General features: G+C 72.6%; 17 protein-coding genes. 5 read left to right on the top strand and 12 right to left on the bottom strand.

Features of this window, described 5'->3' with window-relative positions; all coding sequences use genetic code 11:
- Positions 1-32: 32 nt before the first annotated feature.
- Complete coding sequence (locus M3147_RS06665; protein WP_251202697.1) at positions 33-968, bottom strand: hypothetical protein; 936 nt, start codon at positions 966-968, stop codon at positions 33-35.
- A 75-nt stretch (positions 969-1,043) separates the two neighbouring features.
- A complete protein-coding gene (locus tag M3147_RS06660; RefSeq protein WP_251202696.1) occupies positions 1,044-1,862 on the bottom strand; it encodes a TspO/MBR family protein in 819 nt (272 codons plus the stop codon).
- 194 nt (positions 1,863-2,056) lie between these two features.
- Here M3147_RS06660 and M3147_RS06655 point away from each other — a divergent pair, with 194 nt between their 5' ends.
- Entirely contained in the window at positions 2,057-2,572 is a 516-nt protein-coding gene (locus M3147_RS06655) for a tetratricopeptide repeat protein (protein ID WP_251202695.1), read from the top strand.
- A gap of 20 nt (positions 2,573-2,592) precedes the next feature.
- Here the strand turns inward: M3147_RS06655 and M3147_RS06650 are convergent, their stop codons facing one another.
- Together M3147_RS06650 and M3147_RS06645 are read right to left on the bottom strand one after the other, a co-directional pair.
- Positions 2,593-2,907: a metal-sensitive transcriptional regulator gene (locus tag M3147_RS06650; RefSeq protein ID WP_251202694.1), complete on the bottom strand. Its 315-nt coding sequence runs from the start codon at positions 2,905-2,907 to the stop codon at positions 2,593-2,595.
- On the bottom strand, positions 2,904-4,556 hold the full coding sequence (locus M3147_RS06645) for an FAD-dependent oxidoreductase (RefSeq protein ID WP_251202693.1): 1,653 nt from the start codon (positions 4,554-4,556) through the stop codon (positions 2,904-2,906). The genes M3147_RS06650 and M3147_RS06645 overlap by 4 nt, the downstream gene beginning before the upstream one ends.
- Positions 4,557-4,655: 99 nt before the next feature.
- On the opposite strand from M3147_RS06645, the gene M3147_RS06640 reads away from it, so the two are divergent.
- A complete protein-coding gene (locus M3147_RS06640) occupies positions 4,656-4,826 on the top strand; it encodes a hypothetical protein (protein WP_251202692.1) in 171 nt (56 codons plus the stop codon).
- A gap of 73 nt (positions 4,827-4,899) precedes the next feature.
- Here M3147_RS06640 and M3147_RS06635 read toward each other — a convergent pair whose 3' ends face one another.
- The gene (locus M3147_RS06635) at positions 4,900-5,400 is read right to left on the bottom strand and encodes a hypothetical protein (RefSeq protein ID WP_251202691.1); all 501 of its coding nucleotides are present in this window, start codon (positions 5,398-5,400) and stop codon (positions 4,900-4,902) included.
- Positions 5,401-5,742: 342 nt separating this feature from the next.
- Here M3147_RS06635 and M3147_RS06630 point away from each other — a divergent pair, with 342 nt between their 5' ends.
- Complete coding sequence (locus tag M3147_RS06630; protein WP_251202690.1) at positions 5,743-6,228, top strand: hypothetical protein; 486 nt, start codon at positions 5,743-5,745, stop codon at positions 6,226-6,228.
- 50 nt (positions 6,229-6,278) lie between these two features.
- Here M3147_RS06630 and M3147_RS06625 read toward each other — a convergent pair whose 3' ends face one another.
- From M3147_RS06625 to M3147_RS06600, 6 genes are all read right to left on the bottom strand, one after another.
- Complete coding sequence (locus tag M3147_RS06625; protein ID WP_251202689.1) at positions 6,279-7,640, bottom strand: dihydrolipoamide acetyltransferase family protein; 1,362 nt, start codon at positions 7,638-7,640, stop codon at positions 6,279-6,281.
- Positions 7,637-8,665, bottom strand: coding sequence for an alpha-ketoacid dehydrogenase subunit beta (locus tag M3147_RS06620; RefSeq protein ID WP_251202688.1), 1,029 nt, complete (start codon positions 8,663-8,665; stop codon positions 7,637-7,639). The genes M3147_RS06625 and M3147_RS06620 overlap by 4 nt, the downstream gene beginning before the upstream one ends.
- Positions 8,662-9,777: a pyruvate dehydrogenase (acetyl-transferring) E1 component subunit alpha gene (pdhA, locus tag M3147_RS06615; RefSeq protein WP_251202687.1), complete on the bottom strand. Its 1,116-nt coding sequence runs from the start codon at positions 9,775-9,777 to the stop codon at positions 8,662-8,664. The genes M3147_RS06620 and pdhA overlap by 4 nt, the downstream gene beginning before the upstream one ends.
- 108 nt (positions 9,778-9,885) lie before the next feature.
- Positions 9,886-10,377, bottom strand: coding sequence for an Lrp/AsnC family transcriptional regulator (locus M3147_RS06610; protein WP_251202686.1), 492 nt, complete (start codon positions 10,375-10,377; stop codon positions 9,886-9,888).
- A gap of 16 nt (positions 10,378-10,393) precedes the next feature.
- Positions 10,394-11,206, bottom strand: coding sequence for an oxygenase MpaB family protein (locus tag M3147_RS06605; protein ID WP_251202685.1), 813 nt, complete (start codon positions 11,204-11,206; stop codon positions 10,394-10,396).
- 63 nt (positions 11,207-11,269) lie between these two features.
- On the bottom strand, positions 11,270-12,424 hold the full coding sequence (locus tag M3147_RS06600; RefSeq protein ID WP_251202684.1) for a hypothetical protein: 1,155 nt from the start codon (positions 12,422-12,424) through the stop codon (positions 11,270-11,272).
- Between the two features lie 92 nt (positions 12,425-12,516).
- On the opposite strand from M3147_RS06600, the gene M3147_RS06595 reads away from it, so the two are divergent.
- Both M3147_RS06595 and M3147_RS06590 read left to right on the top strand, forming a co-directional pair.
- A complete protein-coding gene (locus M3147_RS06595) occupies positions 12,517-13,683 on the top strand; it encodes a glycoside hydrolase family 3 N-terminal domain-containing protein (RefSeq protein ID WP_251202683.1) in 1,167 nt (388 codons plus the stop codon).
- Between the two features lie 133 nt (positions 13,684-13,816).
- Positions 13,817-14,380: a YceI family protein gene (locus M3147_RS06590; protein WP_189084997.1), complete on the top strand. Its 564-nt coding sequence runs from the start codon at positions 13,817-13,819 to the stop codon at positions 14,378-14,380.
- A gap of 90 nt (positions 14,381-14,470) precedes the next feature.
- Here M3147_RS06590 and M3147_RS06585 read toward each other — a convergent pair whose 3' ends face one another.
- Positions 14,471-15,574 carry a winged helix DNA-binding domain-containing protein gene (locus tag M3147_RS06585; RefSeq protein WP_251202682.1) on the bottom strand — a complete coding sequence of 368 codons (1,104 nt, stop codon included), beginning with the start codon at positions 15,572-15,574 and terminating at the stop codon, positions 14,471-14,473.
- Positions 15,575-15,613: the final 39 nt, after the last annotated feature.

Here is a 15,613-nt window from a genome sequence, read left to right as displayed (position 1 = left end):
GGTCCAGGTGAACCGAGCGATCGACGACTCCATCATTCGCCCGCCCCCGGCGCGTCAGCGTGCCCGCGGGGTCCGAGCGCGGCGACCCGCTCCTGGATCATGGCGATCGTCATGAGAATCCACCTCCAGGTGGTCGGATCGACCGTGCTCAGCGGGCGGTGCGCGAACAGGAGGATCCGACCGCCGACGATCTCGAGACCCGCTGCGTGCACAGCGAGCGCGGAGAGCAGCGCACCGTCGACGACCCGGCGCGCGGAGTCGAGGTCTCGCGGCCACGCCCAGAGCTCGAATCGATCGCCGTCCGGTGCGTCGAGCCGGGTCGGCGTTCTGGCGTCGAACGCGGAGGTGAGGCCCGCACCGAACGCGCCCGCCGTCGTGCGGCCGACGAGCAGCAGCTCCGGACCGGTGCCGCCGAGGGGCGCCGTGACGTAACCCCACTCCGAGACGGAGCGGATGCCGCGATACCCCTCCGTCACGTACTGGAGGTTCGCGACCTCGAGCCGGCCCTCCGGCCACCTGATCACGTCGTGCGCGACCCGATCCCGCCCGAGGGTGAAGAGCTGACCCGCGTGCGCCGGGTCCTCGACGTTCGGCTCGTAGTCGAGGCCGTTGGCTGCGGCGAATCGCTCGAGTCGGGAGCGCCGCACCGGCGCTGATCGGCGCTCGCGAGACGCCGAACGAAGCACCCGCACGAAGATCCCGACGGTGGCGAGCGCGACGACGATCGCGGCGATCGCCCAGCCGAAGCCGTGCTCGAACGCCAGGATGCCGAACAGGGCGGCAGTCGGAACACCGAGGACGGCCACGACCGCCAGCGCGCAGCCGACGCCGAACCAGGAGGCACCCGCGGTGGGATCGTGGTCCTGTTCCTGTCGACGCGCGTGAGTGGCCGCCGTCGAACGTGCGGCCGGGTCGGTCAGCGGTGCGAGGTCCAACGGCTCGGCATGCTCCGGGCGATTCGAGCTCACGGGTCGGATCCTTCCGGTGGGGCGGCTGGCTCGGGCGAGGGCCCGTGGCTCCATCCTGGCAGGCGGGCGCCGCGTTCAGACCACCGCGCGCCGTCCGCTGCGGATCCGCGCGAAGGCGGTGACCGCGAGCACCGCTGCCGCGGCGAGCAGCGCCACGACCGCCGTGGACTCGGACCGGGGCTCGTCCGTCATCCGGGCGACCGCCACCCAGCAGAGGCCCCAGCACAGCGACAGCGTCGGAGCGATGCGGCCGCCGCCCCAGAGGGCCAAGGCGACCCCGACCACGGCGGCCAGCGAAAGGACGACCGCCGCCCAGATCTCGGGAGCGAGCCCGAAGCCGTCGAATCCGGTGGCGGTGAGCACGGCCGCCGCGTTCGCCGGGGTGGCGACGACCACCCAGCCGAGGTACAGCCCGAGCGAGCCATCCGCGACCACGGCCTCGACGCGGTCCTTCGGCGGGCGCTCGCGCAGCAGCACGAAGACCCGAGAGAGCACGGCGAGCAGCACGGCGATCACCGGCAGGCTGAGCCACAGCAGATCGAGCTGGACGCTGAAGATCCAGACGGCGTTCAGCAGCAGCGAGCCGGTGACCCACCAGCCGAGGCGTCGCTGGCGGGCGTCGTGCCGCTGGGCGGGCAATGCCTGCCAGATCGCGTAGGCGAGCATGCCGAAGTAGATGAGGCTCCAGATCCGGAACGCCCCGGTTCCCGGAGCGACCAGGGTCGAGTCGGCGTCCAGGTATCCGCCGGCCGCGTCCTGGATCGGAGTGCCGACGATCACCCCGGAGCCGAGGAACGCTGCGACGATGGCGAGCACCGAGCTGACGAGCACGACGGCCTGCCGGGCGGCATCGTGCGTCCCAGCGCCCGCTGCGGTGGATGGCGTGGTGGTCATCTGCTCGCTCCCGTCGTCGGCCGTCCCGGGGCGGGCCGATCAGTCACTCTCGCACGAGGGAGCTCGCGCGATCCGGCGGTTGACACGGATCCCTCCAGCGCGTAGCGCTCGGCGGCTCAGGCCGCCTCCGCGCCGTAGGATGGCCGCCGGCAGTCGCCGCACGGGCGGCACCCGGCGCACCCGAAGGAGACGAGATGTCGACCGAGCTCACCCCGGAACTCGAGGCGGCGGTCCATCTCGGCTACGAACGTCGAGATCGCAACGACATGGCCCCGACGATCCGATACTTCGCCGAGCTGCTCGCCGCGCATCCGGACCACCCGGTGCTCGTCTACGAGCTCGGCGGCGCCTACGACACTGCGGGCGAGGAGGCCGTCGCCCGCGAACACTACGAGCGGGCGCTCGCGCTCGGCCTCGAGGGGGAGCCGCTGCGCCGCTGCCTCTGCCAGTACGGCAGCACCCTGCGCTGGCTCGGGGAGCTCGACGCCTCGCGGGAGGTGCTCGACCGCGCGCGCCGGGAGTTCCCAGCGTCGGATTCGGTGCGGGTGTTCTCCGCACTCACGCGGTTGGAGGCCGCCGACGCGGACGGCGCCGTGGCCGAGCTGCTCGAGGTGATCACGGCGCATCCGGAGGTCACCGATCTCGGGCGGTGGAGCACTGGGCTGCGTGGACTCGCCGGGTGGCTCGCGGCCGGCCGGCCCGCAGACTAGACCGGGCCGGCCGCTTGCCCTCAGGCGAGCGAGAGGAAGAGCTTCTCGACCTCGTCGAGGCTCAGCTTCCGGCCGTCATCACCGTCGCCGGCGGGCACTCCCGTGCTCGCGTCGTCTTCGCTCAGGCAGTCCTGCATGGCGTGCGAGATGATCAGGAAGCCGGCGCGATCGAGCGCGCCGACGACCGCGGAGAGCCGCTGCACGACCTCGCGGCAGTCGGCACCGGACTCGACCGCTTCGATCACCCCGGCGAGCTGCCCCTGCGCGCGCTTCAGCCGGTTGGCGACCAGGCGGTCGGCCGGCTGCGTCGATTCGTGCGTCTTCGTCATCGTCATCGTGCCTCCATCATCTCGGGTGCGGCGACCGACGCTTCGCGTCCGGCCGACCAGGTGCGGTAGCCGCCGTCGAGGTTCCGCGCGTCGATGCCGCGCTGGACCAGGAGGCGCGCGGCGGTGTGGCCGCGCTGACCCACCTGGCAGTAGACCACCACCGGCGCGCTGGACAGCTCGTCGAGCCGCTCACGGAGTTCGTCGAGCGGGATGCCGAGCGCGCCCGGGATCGCGCCGGCGGCGCGCTCAACATCGCTGCGGACATCGACGACCGTGGCACCGTCGCGCTGCAGCGCCTCGAGCTCGTGCCATTGCACCGTGGCCGTCGCGCCCGTTCGGACGTTGTCGGCGACGTACCCGAGCTGATTGATCGGGTCCTTCGCCTGGCCGTACTGCGGCGCGTACGCGAGCTCGAGGCGGGCGAGCCCCGAGGCCGTGATGCCGCCGGCCATCGCGACGGAGAGCACGTCGATGCGCTTGTCGACCCCTGCGCCACCCACGGCCTGGGCGCCGAGGATGGCATCGTCGACCGGGTCGATGAGCAGCTTCAGCGCCATCCGGTCGGCACCCGGGAAGTACCCGGCGTGAGACATCGGATGCGTGTGCACGGCACGGTACGGGCGCCCGGCGCGTCGCAGTCGCTGTTCGGACCAGCCGACCGAGGCGGCCGTGAGCCCGAAGGCGCGCACGACCGCCGTACCGAGCGCGGGGGAGTTCTCATCCTCGCGGCCGGCGATCACATCGGCCGTGGTGCGCCCGTGCCGGTTCGCGAGCCCCGCCATCGCGACGATGGCGTGCGCGCCGTCGGGCCCGATCTTCTCCACACCGTCGCCGACGGCGTAGACGTGCCGATCGCTCGTGCGATTCTGTCCGTCGACGGCGATGCCGCCGCTCGCGCCGAGTCGGAGGCCGGCAGCACGGGCGAGGGCCGTGTTGGGCGTCGCGCCGCTCGCGTTGACGATGAGTCGCGGGCGCACGGCGCCACCATCGCTCAGCTGCACCTCGCCGCCCGTCGCCGACTGGATCTCGGTCGAGGTCCGGAGGTCGACCCCGTGCGCGCGCAGCTCGTGCTCGACGAGCACGGCGAGTTCTGGATCGAGCGTGGCGAGCAGGTGCGGGCCGCGATGCACCAGCGTCGTGGACACGCCGCGTCGCGTGAGGTTCTCGGCGGCCTCGACGCCGATGTAGCCCCCGCCCACGACGAGCGCCGGACCGTCATCGTCGGAGCCGAGGATCGCATCGATGGCGTCGATGTCGTCGATCGTGCGAAGCGTGTGCACGGGGATGCCGTCCGCGTGGATCGGGTTGGCCGCCGCGCCCGCAGCGAGGACCAGAACGTCGTACTCCAACTCGATCAGCGCATCGGTGCGGTGGTCGATCACCTCGACGCGTCGTGCGGCGAGATCGATCGACCTCGCCTCGTGCCGGGTGCGGACGTCGAGGCGGAACCGAGCACGCAGCGACTCCGGGGTGTGCAGGAGCAGCTCGCCGCGATCCTCGATCTCCCCGCCGATGTAGTAGGGCAGTCCGCAGTTGGCGTAGGAGACATACCCGCCTCGCTCGAGCACGGTGATCTCGGCCGACTCGTCGAGCCGCCTGAGCCTCGTCGCCGCGGACATCCCGCCCGCCACGCCACCGATCACGATCACTCGCACGTTCCCGCTCCTCTCCTGCGACGCACCTGCACCGCAGTTCCACTGTGTACAGTGTAGGCCATACCCCGGGGGTATCCGGGACGAACGAGAGGAACTGCCATGTGTTCACCGACCACCTGCCGACGGTGCGGCAAGACGACCTGGTCCGGATGCGGCCAGCACATCGCCGACGTGAAGCGCCGGGTTCCCGCCGGCCAGTGGTGCGACGGCGCGCACGAGCCGGCGGAGTCCGGCGGCGGGTTCTTCGCCAAGCTCTTCGGTCGCGGATGAACGGCCGGAAAAGCCGTGGGCCCGGCGACCGAGGTCGCCGGGCCCACGGTGTGGAGCGGTTCGGGTCGCTCGCTCAGGGGCACGCCCAGTAGCCGACGCCGTCGTACACGATCCATTCCAACGTCTCCGCGGAGCAGGGTCCGCAGGCGTTGTTGTCCGGACGTGGCGACGTCGGCTGGGGTGCAGCCTCAGCAGGCGCCGGGGCGGCCGCGGGTGCGGCCTCCTCGGTGGAGCCACCCGACCACGAACCCTCGTCTGACCAGGAGGCGTCGTCAGCCTCCTCGAAGACGGCGGCGGCCGCGGCTTCAGCCGCAGCAGCGTCGGCCGCAGCCTGCGCCGCCGCAGCATCGGCTGCAGCCTTCGCCGCCGCAGCGGCGCGGGCCGCTTCGAGACGGGCGTCGTGATCGGCTTGTGCGCTCGCACGGTACCCGGAGACGTTCGTCACCGGGTTGTCGCCGAAGCCCGCCGCGTGCACCGCGACCGCTGGCGCGGCCGCGGGCTGGGCGGCCTGGGCCGCGATGCCGGGCACGAGTGCGCCGGCGAGGATGAACAGGGCGACGACAGTGGGTTTCATACCGCGTGTCCTTCCGTGCATGCACAGCCTCACAGCGGTCGCCGTGAGGCGAACGGTGACTGATCCGAGGGTTGGACGCCTGCATTCGCCGACCGAACGGTCGATGAACACGGGCGTCCGCGCCTCAGGCATGCGCGGTACGACGTCAGCTTCGAGCGGGTACTCTCAGCCTCTCGCCCCCGAACGAGTTCCCATCTGTCTCCGATTCTGTCGGATGGAGCAGGGCCGGCGAAAGCGCGAAACGTAGCCAGTTCAGGGGGCACGGACCCCCCACCGCCTTGACCGACGTCGGCAGCCCACCCCAGAATGGGGGACGTATCGCCCGTCGGCCAGGAGGAAACGATGTCCGAGCACACACCCGCCTCGTCCACGATCGATCCCGTCGCCCCCGGCGTTCCGGCCGCCCCGCTCGACCGCACGGAGTCGGCCCGCCCGGCCGCTCGCGGTCCGTGGGGCCGCGATCTCCGATTCATGTTCGTGGTGCTCGCCGCGATCGTCGCGCTCTTCCTCGCCTTCGCCCTCCTCGTCGCCTTCGCCCCGAACGGCGCCGCGATCAGCGCGCTGGCGATCATCGCCGCGCCGATCGCGACGATGGTCGCCGCGTACTACGGCATCTCGCTCGCCCTGAAGCAGGTCGCTGACGCGCGTGACGCCGCCGAGGCCGCCGAAGCGCGCGCACGCGCAGCTGAGACGAGCGCCCGAGAATCCGATGCCTGGGCCGCTCAGATGGAGTCCGGCCTCCGCGTCGCCGTCGCGAAGCTCCGCGACGCCGGCCGCGACACGAGCGACGTCGAACGCGCCGCGGGCACGCCCGACGAGTTCTTCTGACCCGGTTCTTCTGACCCGGTTCTTCTGACCCGGCGGGCGAGCCGCGCGTCTCAGAGCTCGGCGAGCAGCCGCATCGGCCGTTCGATGCACTCCGCCACGAACGTCAGGAACGCGGCGGCCTCCGCCCCGTCGCAGACCCGGTGGTCGAAGCTGAGCGTCAGCTCGGTCACCGTTCGCGGAACGATCGCACCGTCGATCACCCACGCCCGTTCGAGGAATCGGCCGACACCGAGCATGGCGGCCTCCGGATGATTGATGATCGCGGCTGAGCCGTCGACGCCGAGGGCCCCGTAGTTGTTCAGCGTGAAGGTCCCGCCCCGCAGGCGCGCCCGCCCGGCGTCGAGCTCCTCGGGAACGGCGGCGATCGTGTCGCGGAGGGCGCGCAGCGGCAGCGCGCCCGCGTCGGCGATCACCGGCACGACGAGGCCGCGAGCGCTCTGGGTCGCGACGCCGAGGTGCACGGCGCGGTGGCGCACGATCTCCTCGCGCTCCGCGTCGAAGCTCGAGTTCAGGATGGGATGGCGCGCGAGCCCCGCGATCGCGAAACGGGCGATCAGCGCGGTCAGGCCGAAGCGTTCTCCCGTCGCGTCGCGCAGCTCGTGGCGAGCCTCGACGAGCCGTGTCGCGTCCACGTCCATCCAGACGGTGGCCTCGGGGATCTCGCGGCGGGACCGCGTGAACTGGGCCGCCGCGGCACGCCGCATCCGGTCGAGCGGGATGCGCTCATCCTCGGATGGTCGGACGGCAGCGGCCGTGGACTCGGCCCCGGCAGCGGCAGCGGTGGAGTGGCCGGTCTCCAGCGCCAGGTACGCCTCCACGTCCCGGCGGAGCACGAGATGGTCGGGGCCCGTCCCCTCGAGCCGGCTCGCGTCGAACCCGTTCTGGCGTGCGATCCGGCGCACGATCGGCGAGATCACGGGCGAGCGGCGCGTCGGGTCGAGTCGCGGCCTCGGAGCCCCGGCCGGCCGTTCGGCGCCACGGCGGCCGAACCGTGCCGGGGCTCCAGCCGGCCGGGCCGACGCCGCGGTGGAGGTCGTGCCGTAGCCGACCAGGACGGCGCCCGACGCACCATCCGACGAGCGGTCGCCCGCGGGCGTGGCGCCGGCGCCGGCGGCAGACGACGCCCCGTCGGTGCGCGTCGGGAGCTCCTCGGCGGGCGAGTCCGCCGAGGCGCCGACCGGCTCGAGCGCGAGCAGCACCGCACCCTCGTGGAGCACCTCGCCGACCTCGCCGCCGAGGCGGCTGACGACGCCCGCGAACGGGCACGGCAGCTGCACGACCGACTTCGCCGACTCGAGTTCGACCACGGGTTGGTCGATCGCGACCGTGTCGCCCGGCGCGACGAGCCAGGCGACGATCTCCGCCTCGCTCAGGCCCTCGCCGAGGTCGGGCAGCAGGAACTCCCGGCTCATGCGAGGTCCCAGTCCCACGCGGCGAGCGCCTGCAGCACGCGGTCGGCGGTCGGCAGGTGGAACGCCTCGAGCTTCGGTGAGGGGTACGGGATGTCGAACCCCGCGATCCGCAGCACCGGCTCCGCAAGCCAGTGGAAGTTCCGCTCGGTGACCCGGGCCGCGACCTCGGCGCCGTAGCCGCCGAACTGCGCCGCTTCGTGGATGACGGCGGCACGCGAGGTCTTCCGCACGGAGCGCCCCACCGTCTCGTCGTCGAAGGGCGAGAGGCTTCGCAGGTCGACGACCTCGATCGAGAGCCCCTCCTCGGCGGCCGCGGTCGCGGCATCCAGCGCGGTCGTCACCGTCGGACCGTAGGCGAGCAGGGTGACGTCGGTCCCTTCCCGCAGGACCAGCGCACGGTCCATCGGGGCGGTCTCGACCGGCAGCGCCAGCTCCGCCTTGGCCCAGTAGCGGCTCTTCGGCTCCATGAAGACCACCGGGTCGTCGCTCGCGATCGCCTCGCGCAGCATGGAGTACGCGTCCGCGGGATTCGACGGAGTCACGACGGTGAGGCCGGGCGTCGCGGTCCAGTACGCCTCCGAGGAGTCGGAGTGGTGCTCGACGCCGCCGATCGCCCCGGCACAGGGGATGCGGATGACCATGGGCAGCGGGAGGCGCCCCTTGGTGCGGTTCCGCATCTTCGCGACGTGGGAGACGATCTGCTCGAACGCGGGGTAGCTGAAGGCGTCGAACTGCATCTCGACGACCGGCCGCAGGCCGTACATCGCCATTCCCACCGCGGTGCCGACGATGCCGGCCTCCGCGAGGGGCGAGTCCCAGATTCGTTCCTCGCCGAAGTCGGCCTGCAGGCCGTCGGTCACCCGGAACACCCCGCCGAGCGGGCCGACGTCCTCGCCGTAGACGACGACGCGGTCGTCTTCGGCCATCGCGTCGCGGAGCGCCCGATTGAGCGCCGCCGCCATGGTGACCGGCTTGGGGGCCGCGAGGGGCTCCGGTGCGGGGGCCGCTTCGGCGAGCGCGCTCATCGCACGCCTCCGCTCGCCTCGAGCTCGGCCGCGAGTCGCTCGCGCTGTTCGGCGAGCTGTCGTCGCGGCGCCGCGTAGACGTGGTCGAAGAGTTCGAGCGGCGACACGTGCGGCTCGGCCGACATGGCCTCGCGAGTGCGTGCTGCCAGGCCGTCGGCGGCCTCGGCGATCTCCGCGCGCAGTTCGTCGCCCAGTGCACCTTCGGACACCAGGTACTTCTCGAGCCGCTCGATCGGATCGCGCCGTTTCCAGTGCTCGACCTCGCGTGCCTGACGGTATCTCGTCGGGTCGTCCGAGTTCGTGTGCGACTCGACGCGGTAGGTCACGCCCTCGATGAACGTCGGCCCGTGGCCCGCTCGGGCACGTTCGACGGCGGCGCGCGTCACGGCGTAGACCGCGGCGACGTCGTTGCCGTCGACGTGATATCCGGGCATGCCGTAGCCGACGGCCTTGTCGGCGAGGGTACGTGCGCGCGTCTGGCGGGCGAGGGGCACGCTGATGGCGTACTGGTTGTTCTGCACGAAGAAGACGGTGGGGGTCTGCCACACGGCGGCGAAGTTGAACGCCTCGTGCGCGTCGCCCTCGCTCGTCGCACCGTCGCCGAGGAAGGTCAGCGTCGCGATGGGGTCGTGCCGGAGGCGGGCGGCGTGGGCGAGTCCCACCGCGTGCAGAGCCTGCGTCGCGAGCGGGGTCGCCTGCGCCGCGGTGCGGTGCGCGCGCTGGTCGTAGCCGTTGTGCCAGTCGCCACGGAAGGCGACGAGGATCTCAGCGGGGTCGATGCCCCGGGTGAGCAGCGCGATGCTCTCGCGGTACGTGGGGAAGAGCCAGTCCTCGGCGTCGAGCGCGGAGACGGCGCCGATCTCGCACGCCTCTTGACCGAGTGCCGAGGGGTAGGTCGCCAGGCGGCCTTGACGGGTGAGCGCGGTGACCTGCACGTCGAAGCGGCGGGCGACGACCATCCGCCGATAGAGCTCGACGAGCGTGTCGAGCTCCGGGAGCGCGAACCCGCCCGTGTCGCGACCCGTGACCGCGTGTCCGGCATTGTCGAGCAACCGGAGGGGCTTCTCGGGCGGGAGGGTGCGCGTGGGCGGTAGCTCGACGTTGAGGCTCATGACGCCATCGTGGAGCAGCTTTCCCGGCCTGAGCGCTCGTGTCGGCGAAGGAGGAACGAACGGCTCTCGGCAGCCGGAACGGATGACACGCGTCCCTCAGAATGTGGGTCAGCTGCGCCAAATGTCCAGGGACTGCGCGGGCGGTCGGCCCTCGATCTCGGCGAGGATCAGATGCGAGCGCGTCGAGACGACCCCGGGCATGTCGTGGATGTCCCGGAGGATGGCCTGGCTGAGCTGCTCGTGGTCGGGGGCACTGACCGTGAGGATGATGTCGATGTCTCCGGACACCGCCTGCACCTTCTCGACGAACGGGAGGGTGGCGAGCTGCTCGACGATCTGCTCCCAGGGGACGTCGCCGATGCGGACCACGACGAGTGCGGAGATCTCGAGCCCGATCGCCTTCCGGTCGATCTGAGCACCGAACCCGCTGATGACGCCGCGCCGCTGCAGCGCCTGCAGCCGATTGTGCGCGGCCGTGCGCGACACGTGCACCCGCTCGGCGAGCGTGCGCACCGACAGCCGGCCGTCCTGACTGAGCTCGGCGACGATCCGCCGATCGATATCGTCGAGCGGTTCGCGGTGCGGCTGGTGGGTGGTCATGGCTCCTGCAGGGTCTTCATCGTCCTTGAGGGCCAGCGTACTCGGTGGCCCGTGCGGCTCGCCGGAGTGCGCACCGGAGCGGGAGCTCCCGCACGACGCGGGGGAGCAGACGCCTCGCGACCGCCACGGCGCCGAGCCATGCCGCGCCCGCGCGCAGCACCCGCGGCGCCGACGACAGGCCGTAGCCCCGCCGCAGCTCCTCGGGAAGGAGCGCCGCCGTCATCAGCCGGATCGGCGGCATCAGCACGCGGAGCGCGCGCGGCAGCGCGGCGCCGTCGAGGAGCGCGCGGGCGATCAGTCGCGCATCGTCGCCCACTTCGAGGCGGGCGCACCGTTCGGCCCACCACTCGTCGAACTCGGCGCGTCCGTCGGGCCAGCCGGCGTTCGTCGCCTGCAGCCGACCGCCGAGCGCGCCGAGCCGGCGGACGATGAGGTCGCCGTCGGCGGCCGGGAGGGGCCCGACCAGGCGTTCGTGCAGCTGGAGCGTGACCGCGGTGATCGTCGCGGCCACCCAGCGCTGGGCGTCCGGGTCGAAGGCGCTGTACCGTGCACCGTCAGGGGCGGCGCGACCGTGCACCGGGCGATGGCGCGCGTCGACGAGGCGGGCCATCCGCTCCGCCAGCTCGGGCGGGCCGAACCCGACGGCGTAGAGATAATCGAGCGTGCCGAGCAATCGGTCGAACGGTCGGTTGACGAAGTCGTTGTGCGCGGCCACCCCCGCTGCGACGCGCGGATCAGCGAGTTGGAGCAGGATCGCCGCAGCCCCACCGGCGAGGAGGGAGGCGTCGCCCGCCCGCCTCCGGAAGATCGCCTGCTCGCTCGTCGTCACCCCACCAGTGTGGCGCTCGCCGCCTGAGTGCCGGCCCACCGCACGGGGCGCGAGCCGGGTCGATCAGTACCAGTTCACCGCTTCGGAGTGCGCCCAGGCCCCGCATGGGGCGCCGTAGCGCCCGGAGATGTACGCCAGACCCCACTCGATCTGCGTCGCCGGGTTGGTGCGCCAGTCCGCGCCCGCCGAGGCCATCTTGCTGCCGGGGAGCGATTGCGGGATGCCGTAGGCACCGCTGGACGCGTTGTACGCGTCGGCGCGCCAACTGGACTCCCGTGTCCAGAGCCGCACCAGGCACTGATACTCCCCGTCGCCCCAGCCGTACCGCGCGACGGCCTGCCGCGCGTACGCCTTCGCACCGTCGGGGTCGACGACGACGCCGGGCGGGGGAGCGGGGGTCATCCCGCCGTTCGCCTCGGCTTCGGCAGCGGCCCGCGCATCGGCCTCGCGCTGGGCGTCGACGCCGATCTGATACCGGCGCTCCAACTCGACGGAGCGATCGCGGAGGCTCGCGAGCTGCGCGTACATCGTGTCGAGCGTCGCCTGCTGCGCGGCGACATCCGCTTCGGCTTGGGCGTGCGCCTCCTCGGCCGCCTCCGCCGTGCTGCGGGCGGCGTCCGCCCGGCGCACGCGTTCCTCCTCGGCGACGGCGGCCTGAGCGCTGAGCGCCTCGGCGCTCGCTTTCGCCGAGGACGCGGCCGCGGCGATCCCGGAGGAGAGGTCGGCGAGTCGTTCGGTGCGCGAGAGCGCCATCAGCGTGCGGCTCGGATCGTCGCTCGCGCCGGGGTTGGCGCTCTCGCCCAGCAGGGCGAGCAGGCTGTTCGTCGAGCCCGACCGGGAGAGCAGCACAGCGGCGCGGCCGAACTGCGCCGCCGTCTCGTCCGCCGTGCGGGTCGCTGCGCCGGCCGACGTCGCCAGCTCGGCGGCGCGGTCGGTGGCCTCCTGGAGTGCGGTGTCCGCCGCGGCGGAAGCGGCGGCTGCGGCGACGGCTGCATCGCCGAGCCGACCGGACTCGGCCTGCAAGGAGGCGACGAGGGCGTCGATGCGCTCCGCCTCGGCGGTGCGGGTCGCGACATCCGACTTCGCCGCCTCGACCTCGTCCCAGCTCGGGTACTCGGCGGCCGACGCCGCGCTCGGGCCCGCGACGGCGAAGACGGCGCTCAGCGCCAGGGCGCCAGCGGCGGCGGCGCCGCGAAGGAGGGTGCGGCGAGAACGCATCAGAAACTCCACCTCCGCGGTCGTCGGCGCGGCGAGTCTACCCGCGGCCCTCCGCCCCGCCGCTCGGGACACGCCCCGTAGACTGGATGGCCATGCAGAGCTCTCGCGTCGGGCTGGTCGCCGCGCTCGCCATCGGCGTGCTGGCCGTCTCCGCCTGCAGCGCGGCTCCGGCACCCTCCGCGCCTCCCTCGGCATCTTCGCCCCCCGCGACATCCGCCGTGCCCTCGCCGCCGACCGCGGCCGAGTGGGCGCAGGAGCGCCTCGAGACCCTGACGCTCGAGCAGAAGGCCACGTCGCTCCTCATGCTCCATGCCCCGGGCACCGACCCCGCGCCGCTCCGCGCGTTCGCCGACCAGGGCATCGGCGGCCTCATCCTGATGGGCGACAATATCCCCGACGATGCGGCAGCCCTCGCCGCCCTCACGGCCGCGGCGCAGTCCGACCCCGAAGCGCGCACCCTCATCGGCATCGACGAGGAGGGCGGCGACGTGCAACGCGTGCCGTGGGACCCGGCGCCGGGTGCCGACGCATTGCGCGGCGGTCCGGCCACCGACGCGACCGCCGCGTTCCGCTCTCGGGCCGAGATGCTCGCCGCCGCGGGCGTCGACGTCAACTTCGGCATCGTCGCGGACGTCACCGACGACCCCGACTCGTTCATCTTCAGCCGAGTGCTCGGCACGGATGCCGCGACTGCCGCTCCGCTCGTCGCCGGGGCGGTGCAGGGGGAGCAGGGCCTGGTGGCCTCGACGCTCAAGCACTTCCCCGGTCACGGCCAGGCCCCGGGCGACTCGCACGAGAGCCTGCCGACGAGCCCCCTCGATCTCGCCCGGTGGCGGGAGATCGCCGCGCCGCCGTTCCAGGCCGGCATCGACGCCGGCGCCGAACTCGTGATGACGGGCCATCTCGTCTTCCCCGCGGTCGATGCCGCGCCCGCGTCGCTGTCGGCGGAATGGCACCGGGTCCTGCGGGAGGAGCTCGGATTCGACGGCGTCATCGTGACCGACGACCTGCTCATGCTGCAGCACAACGGGCTCCCGGAGTACCAGGACCCGGGGGAGAACGCGGTGCGCGCGGTCGCCTCCGGCGCGGACCTGCTGCTCTACGTGCTGCCCGAGGATCCGTCGGAGTTCGGCATCTCGGTCGATGGCCTGACCGAGTCGATCACCGCCGCGGTGCGCGACGGCCGCATCCCGGAGGCGCGCCTCGACGACGCGGCGCTCCGGGTGCTCACGCTGCGCCGCGAGCTCGCGGCGGGCTGAGGGCAGCCATCCGTCCGGTCGTCACGCGTTCTCCGAAAATTTTCCTATGCATCGGAATACATCTCGGGATTCCATGCGTTGTCATCGAAGCGGGCCGACCGGCCCCGACGAATCGACATCGGAGACCACCCACATGACGACGACCGCACCGACCATCGACATCCCCGGCTACCGCGCCGGTTCCTGGACCATCGACCCCGCGCACAGCGAGGTCGGCTTCCAGATCCGCCACCTCATGATCAGCAAGGTGAAGGGTAAGTTCGAGCGCTTCGACGCCACCTTCGTGACCGCCGAGAACCCGCTCGACTCGAGCGTCACCGCCTCGGCCGAGGTCGCCTCCGTGTCGACGAACGAGCCGAACCGCGACGCGCACCTGCGCACCGGCGACTTCTTCGAGGCCGAGACCTACCCGACGATCGACTTCGTCTCCACCGGCGTCCGCGTCGAAGGCGGCGACTTCAAGGTCGACGGCGACCTCACCATCCGCGGCATCACGAAGCCCGTCACCTTCGACTTCGACTTCGGCGGCTTCGGCGGCGACCCGTACGGCAACTACAAGGCCGGCGCGACCGCCAAGGCCGTGATCAACCGCGAGGACTTCGGCCTGCACTACAACGCGGCGCTCGAGACCGGCGGCGTGCTCCTCGGCGACCAGGTGACGATCACCCTGGAGCTGCAGGCGCAGCTCGCGCAGTAGTCCCCGACGCGAAGCCGAGGGGCTGGGCGCTGCGAGCGCCCGGCCCTTCGTCGCGTCGGGGGAGCGGCGTCCGCCGGCCCGTCGCCCGCCTCAGACCGGAGCGACCTCGTTGAGCGTCAGCGACCAGAACGCCGCCCACCGCTCGAATGCGGGGCGGAACTCGTCGAGCGGCGGCATCGCATCGAACGCCGTGACGTCGATGCCGACTCCGCCGCGTCGCGGCGGGCGGCGCTTCCAGGTGCCGACGACCTCGCCGTCTGCCACCAGAAGCGGCAGGAACAGGCCGTTCTTGCCGGGGACGACCCGCAGCGCATCGGCCTCCGAGCAGAACGCCGAACGATCGCCGTAGCCGAGGAAGTACTCATCGAACGGCGCGAGCACCAGGCGTCCCGTCGGCGCAGCGGGTGCCGGTGCGGCATCCGCTGCCACGTAGCGTTCCGCATCGAACGCGGCCACCTCGTCGCCTGCCGCGGCGAGCCCGGTCCGTGCCTGCGCCATCGTGAGTCCGCCCCACCAGGCGAAGTCGCGCACCGAAACCGGACCATGGCCGCGCGCGTAGCCCACGAAGAACCGGGCGAGCGCCTCCTCGTCGTCGACGGCCGGGCCGGGCGCGGCCGGCGACCACTCGTCGAGCAGCGCGAAGCGCTGTCGCGCGCGCGTCTCGATCGGCCCGCAGCAGAGCAGCCCTTCGTTCGCGAGCCGCCACAGCAGGTGGTAGCCGCGCTGCCCTTCGATCGGGATGCCGGCGCGCTCCCACGCCGCCTGCAACTGCTCGCGCGTGGCAGACCGCCCGCCCTCCAGCTCGGCAACCGCCACGGCCCGCGCCCGCACTGCGACGTCGTCGTCGAGCCCCTCTCGCCGGTGGATCGTCGTCGCACGCTGGAGCACGCGCTCCGCCGTCAGGCGGAGGATCGGTCGGTACAGCTCCGGCGCGACGAAGTGCAGGGTGCCGCGCATCGGCCAGGATCGGAGCAGCTCGGCGCGGTCGATGGCTCCGTCGATCATCGCCTCGTCGCTGCCCGGGATGCGCGCCCCGAGCGCCCACTTCGCCGCGGCGAGGTCTTGCGCCTGCACACAGACGAGCCGCTCGAGCGCTTCGGCCGGGGTTCCGAACCCATCGTCGAGTCCCTGGGCGGCGAGCCTCGTCGCACGAACGGCGGCGGTGGCGGCATCCGCCGCCGGGGAAGTCGTCATGCCGAGAGTCTGCCCGAGCCCACCGACGCCGCGCGACGA

Origin of the sequence: Agromyces mediolanus (genome assembly GCF_023715325.1) — a bacterium.
In the GTDB taxonomy this organism is placed as follows: Bacteria; Actinomycetota; Actinomycetes; order Actinomycetales; family Microbacteriaceae; genus Agromyces; species Agromyces mediolanus_A.
The sequence above is the reverse complement of the archived record's forward strand: the minus strand, read 5'-3'. Positions and strand labels throughout refer to the sequence as shown.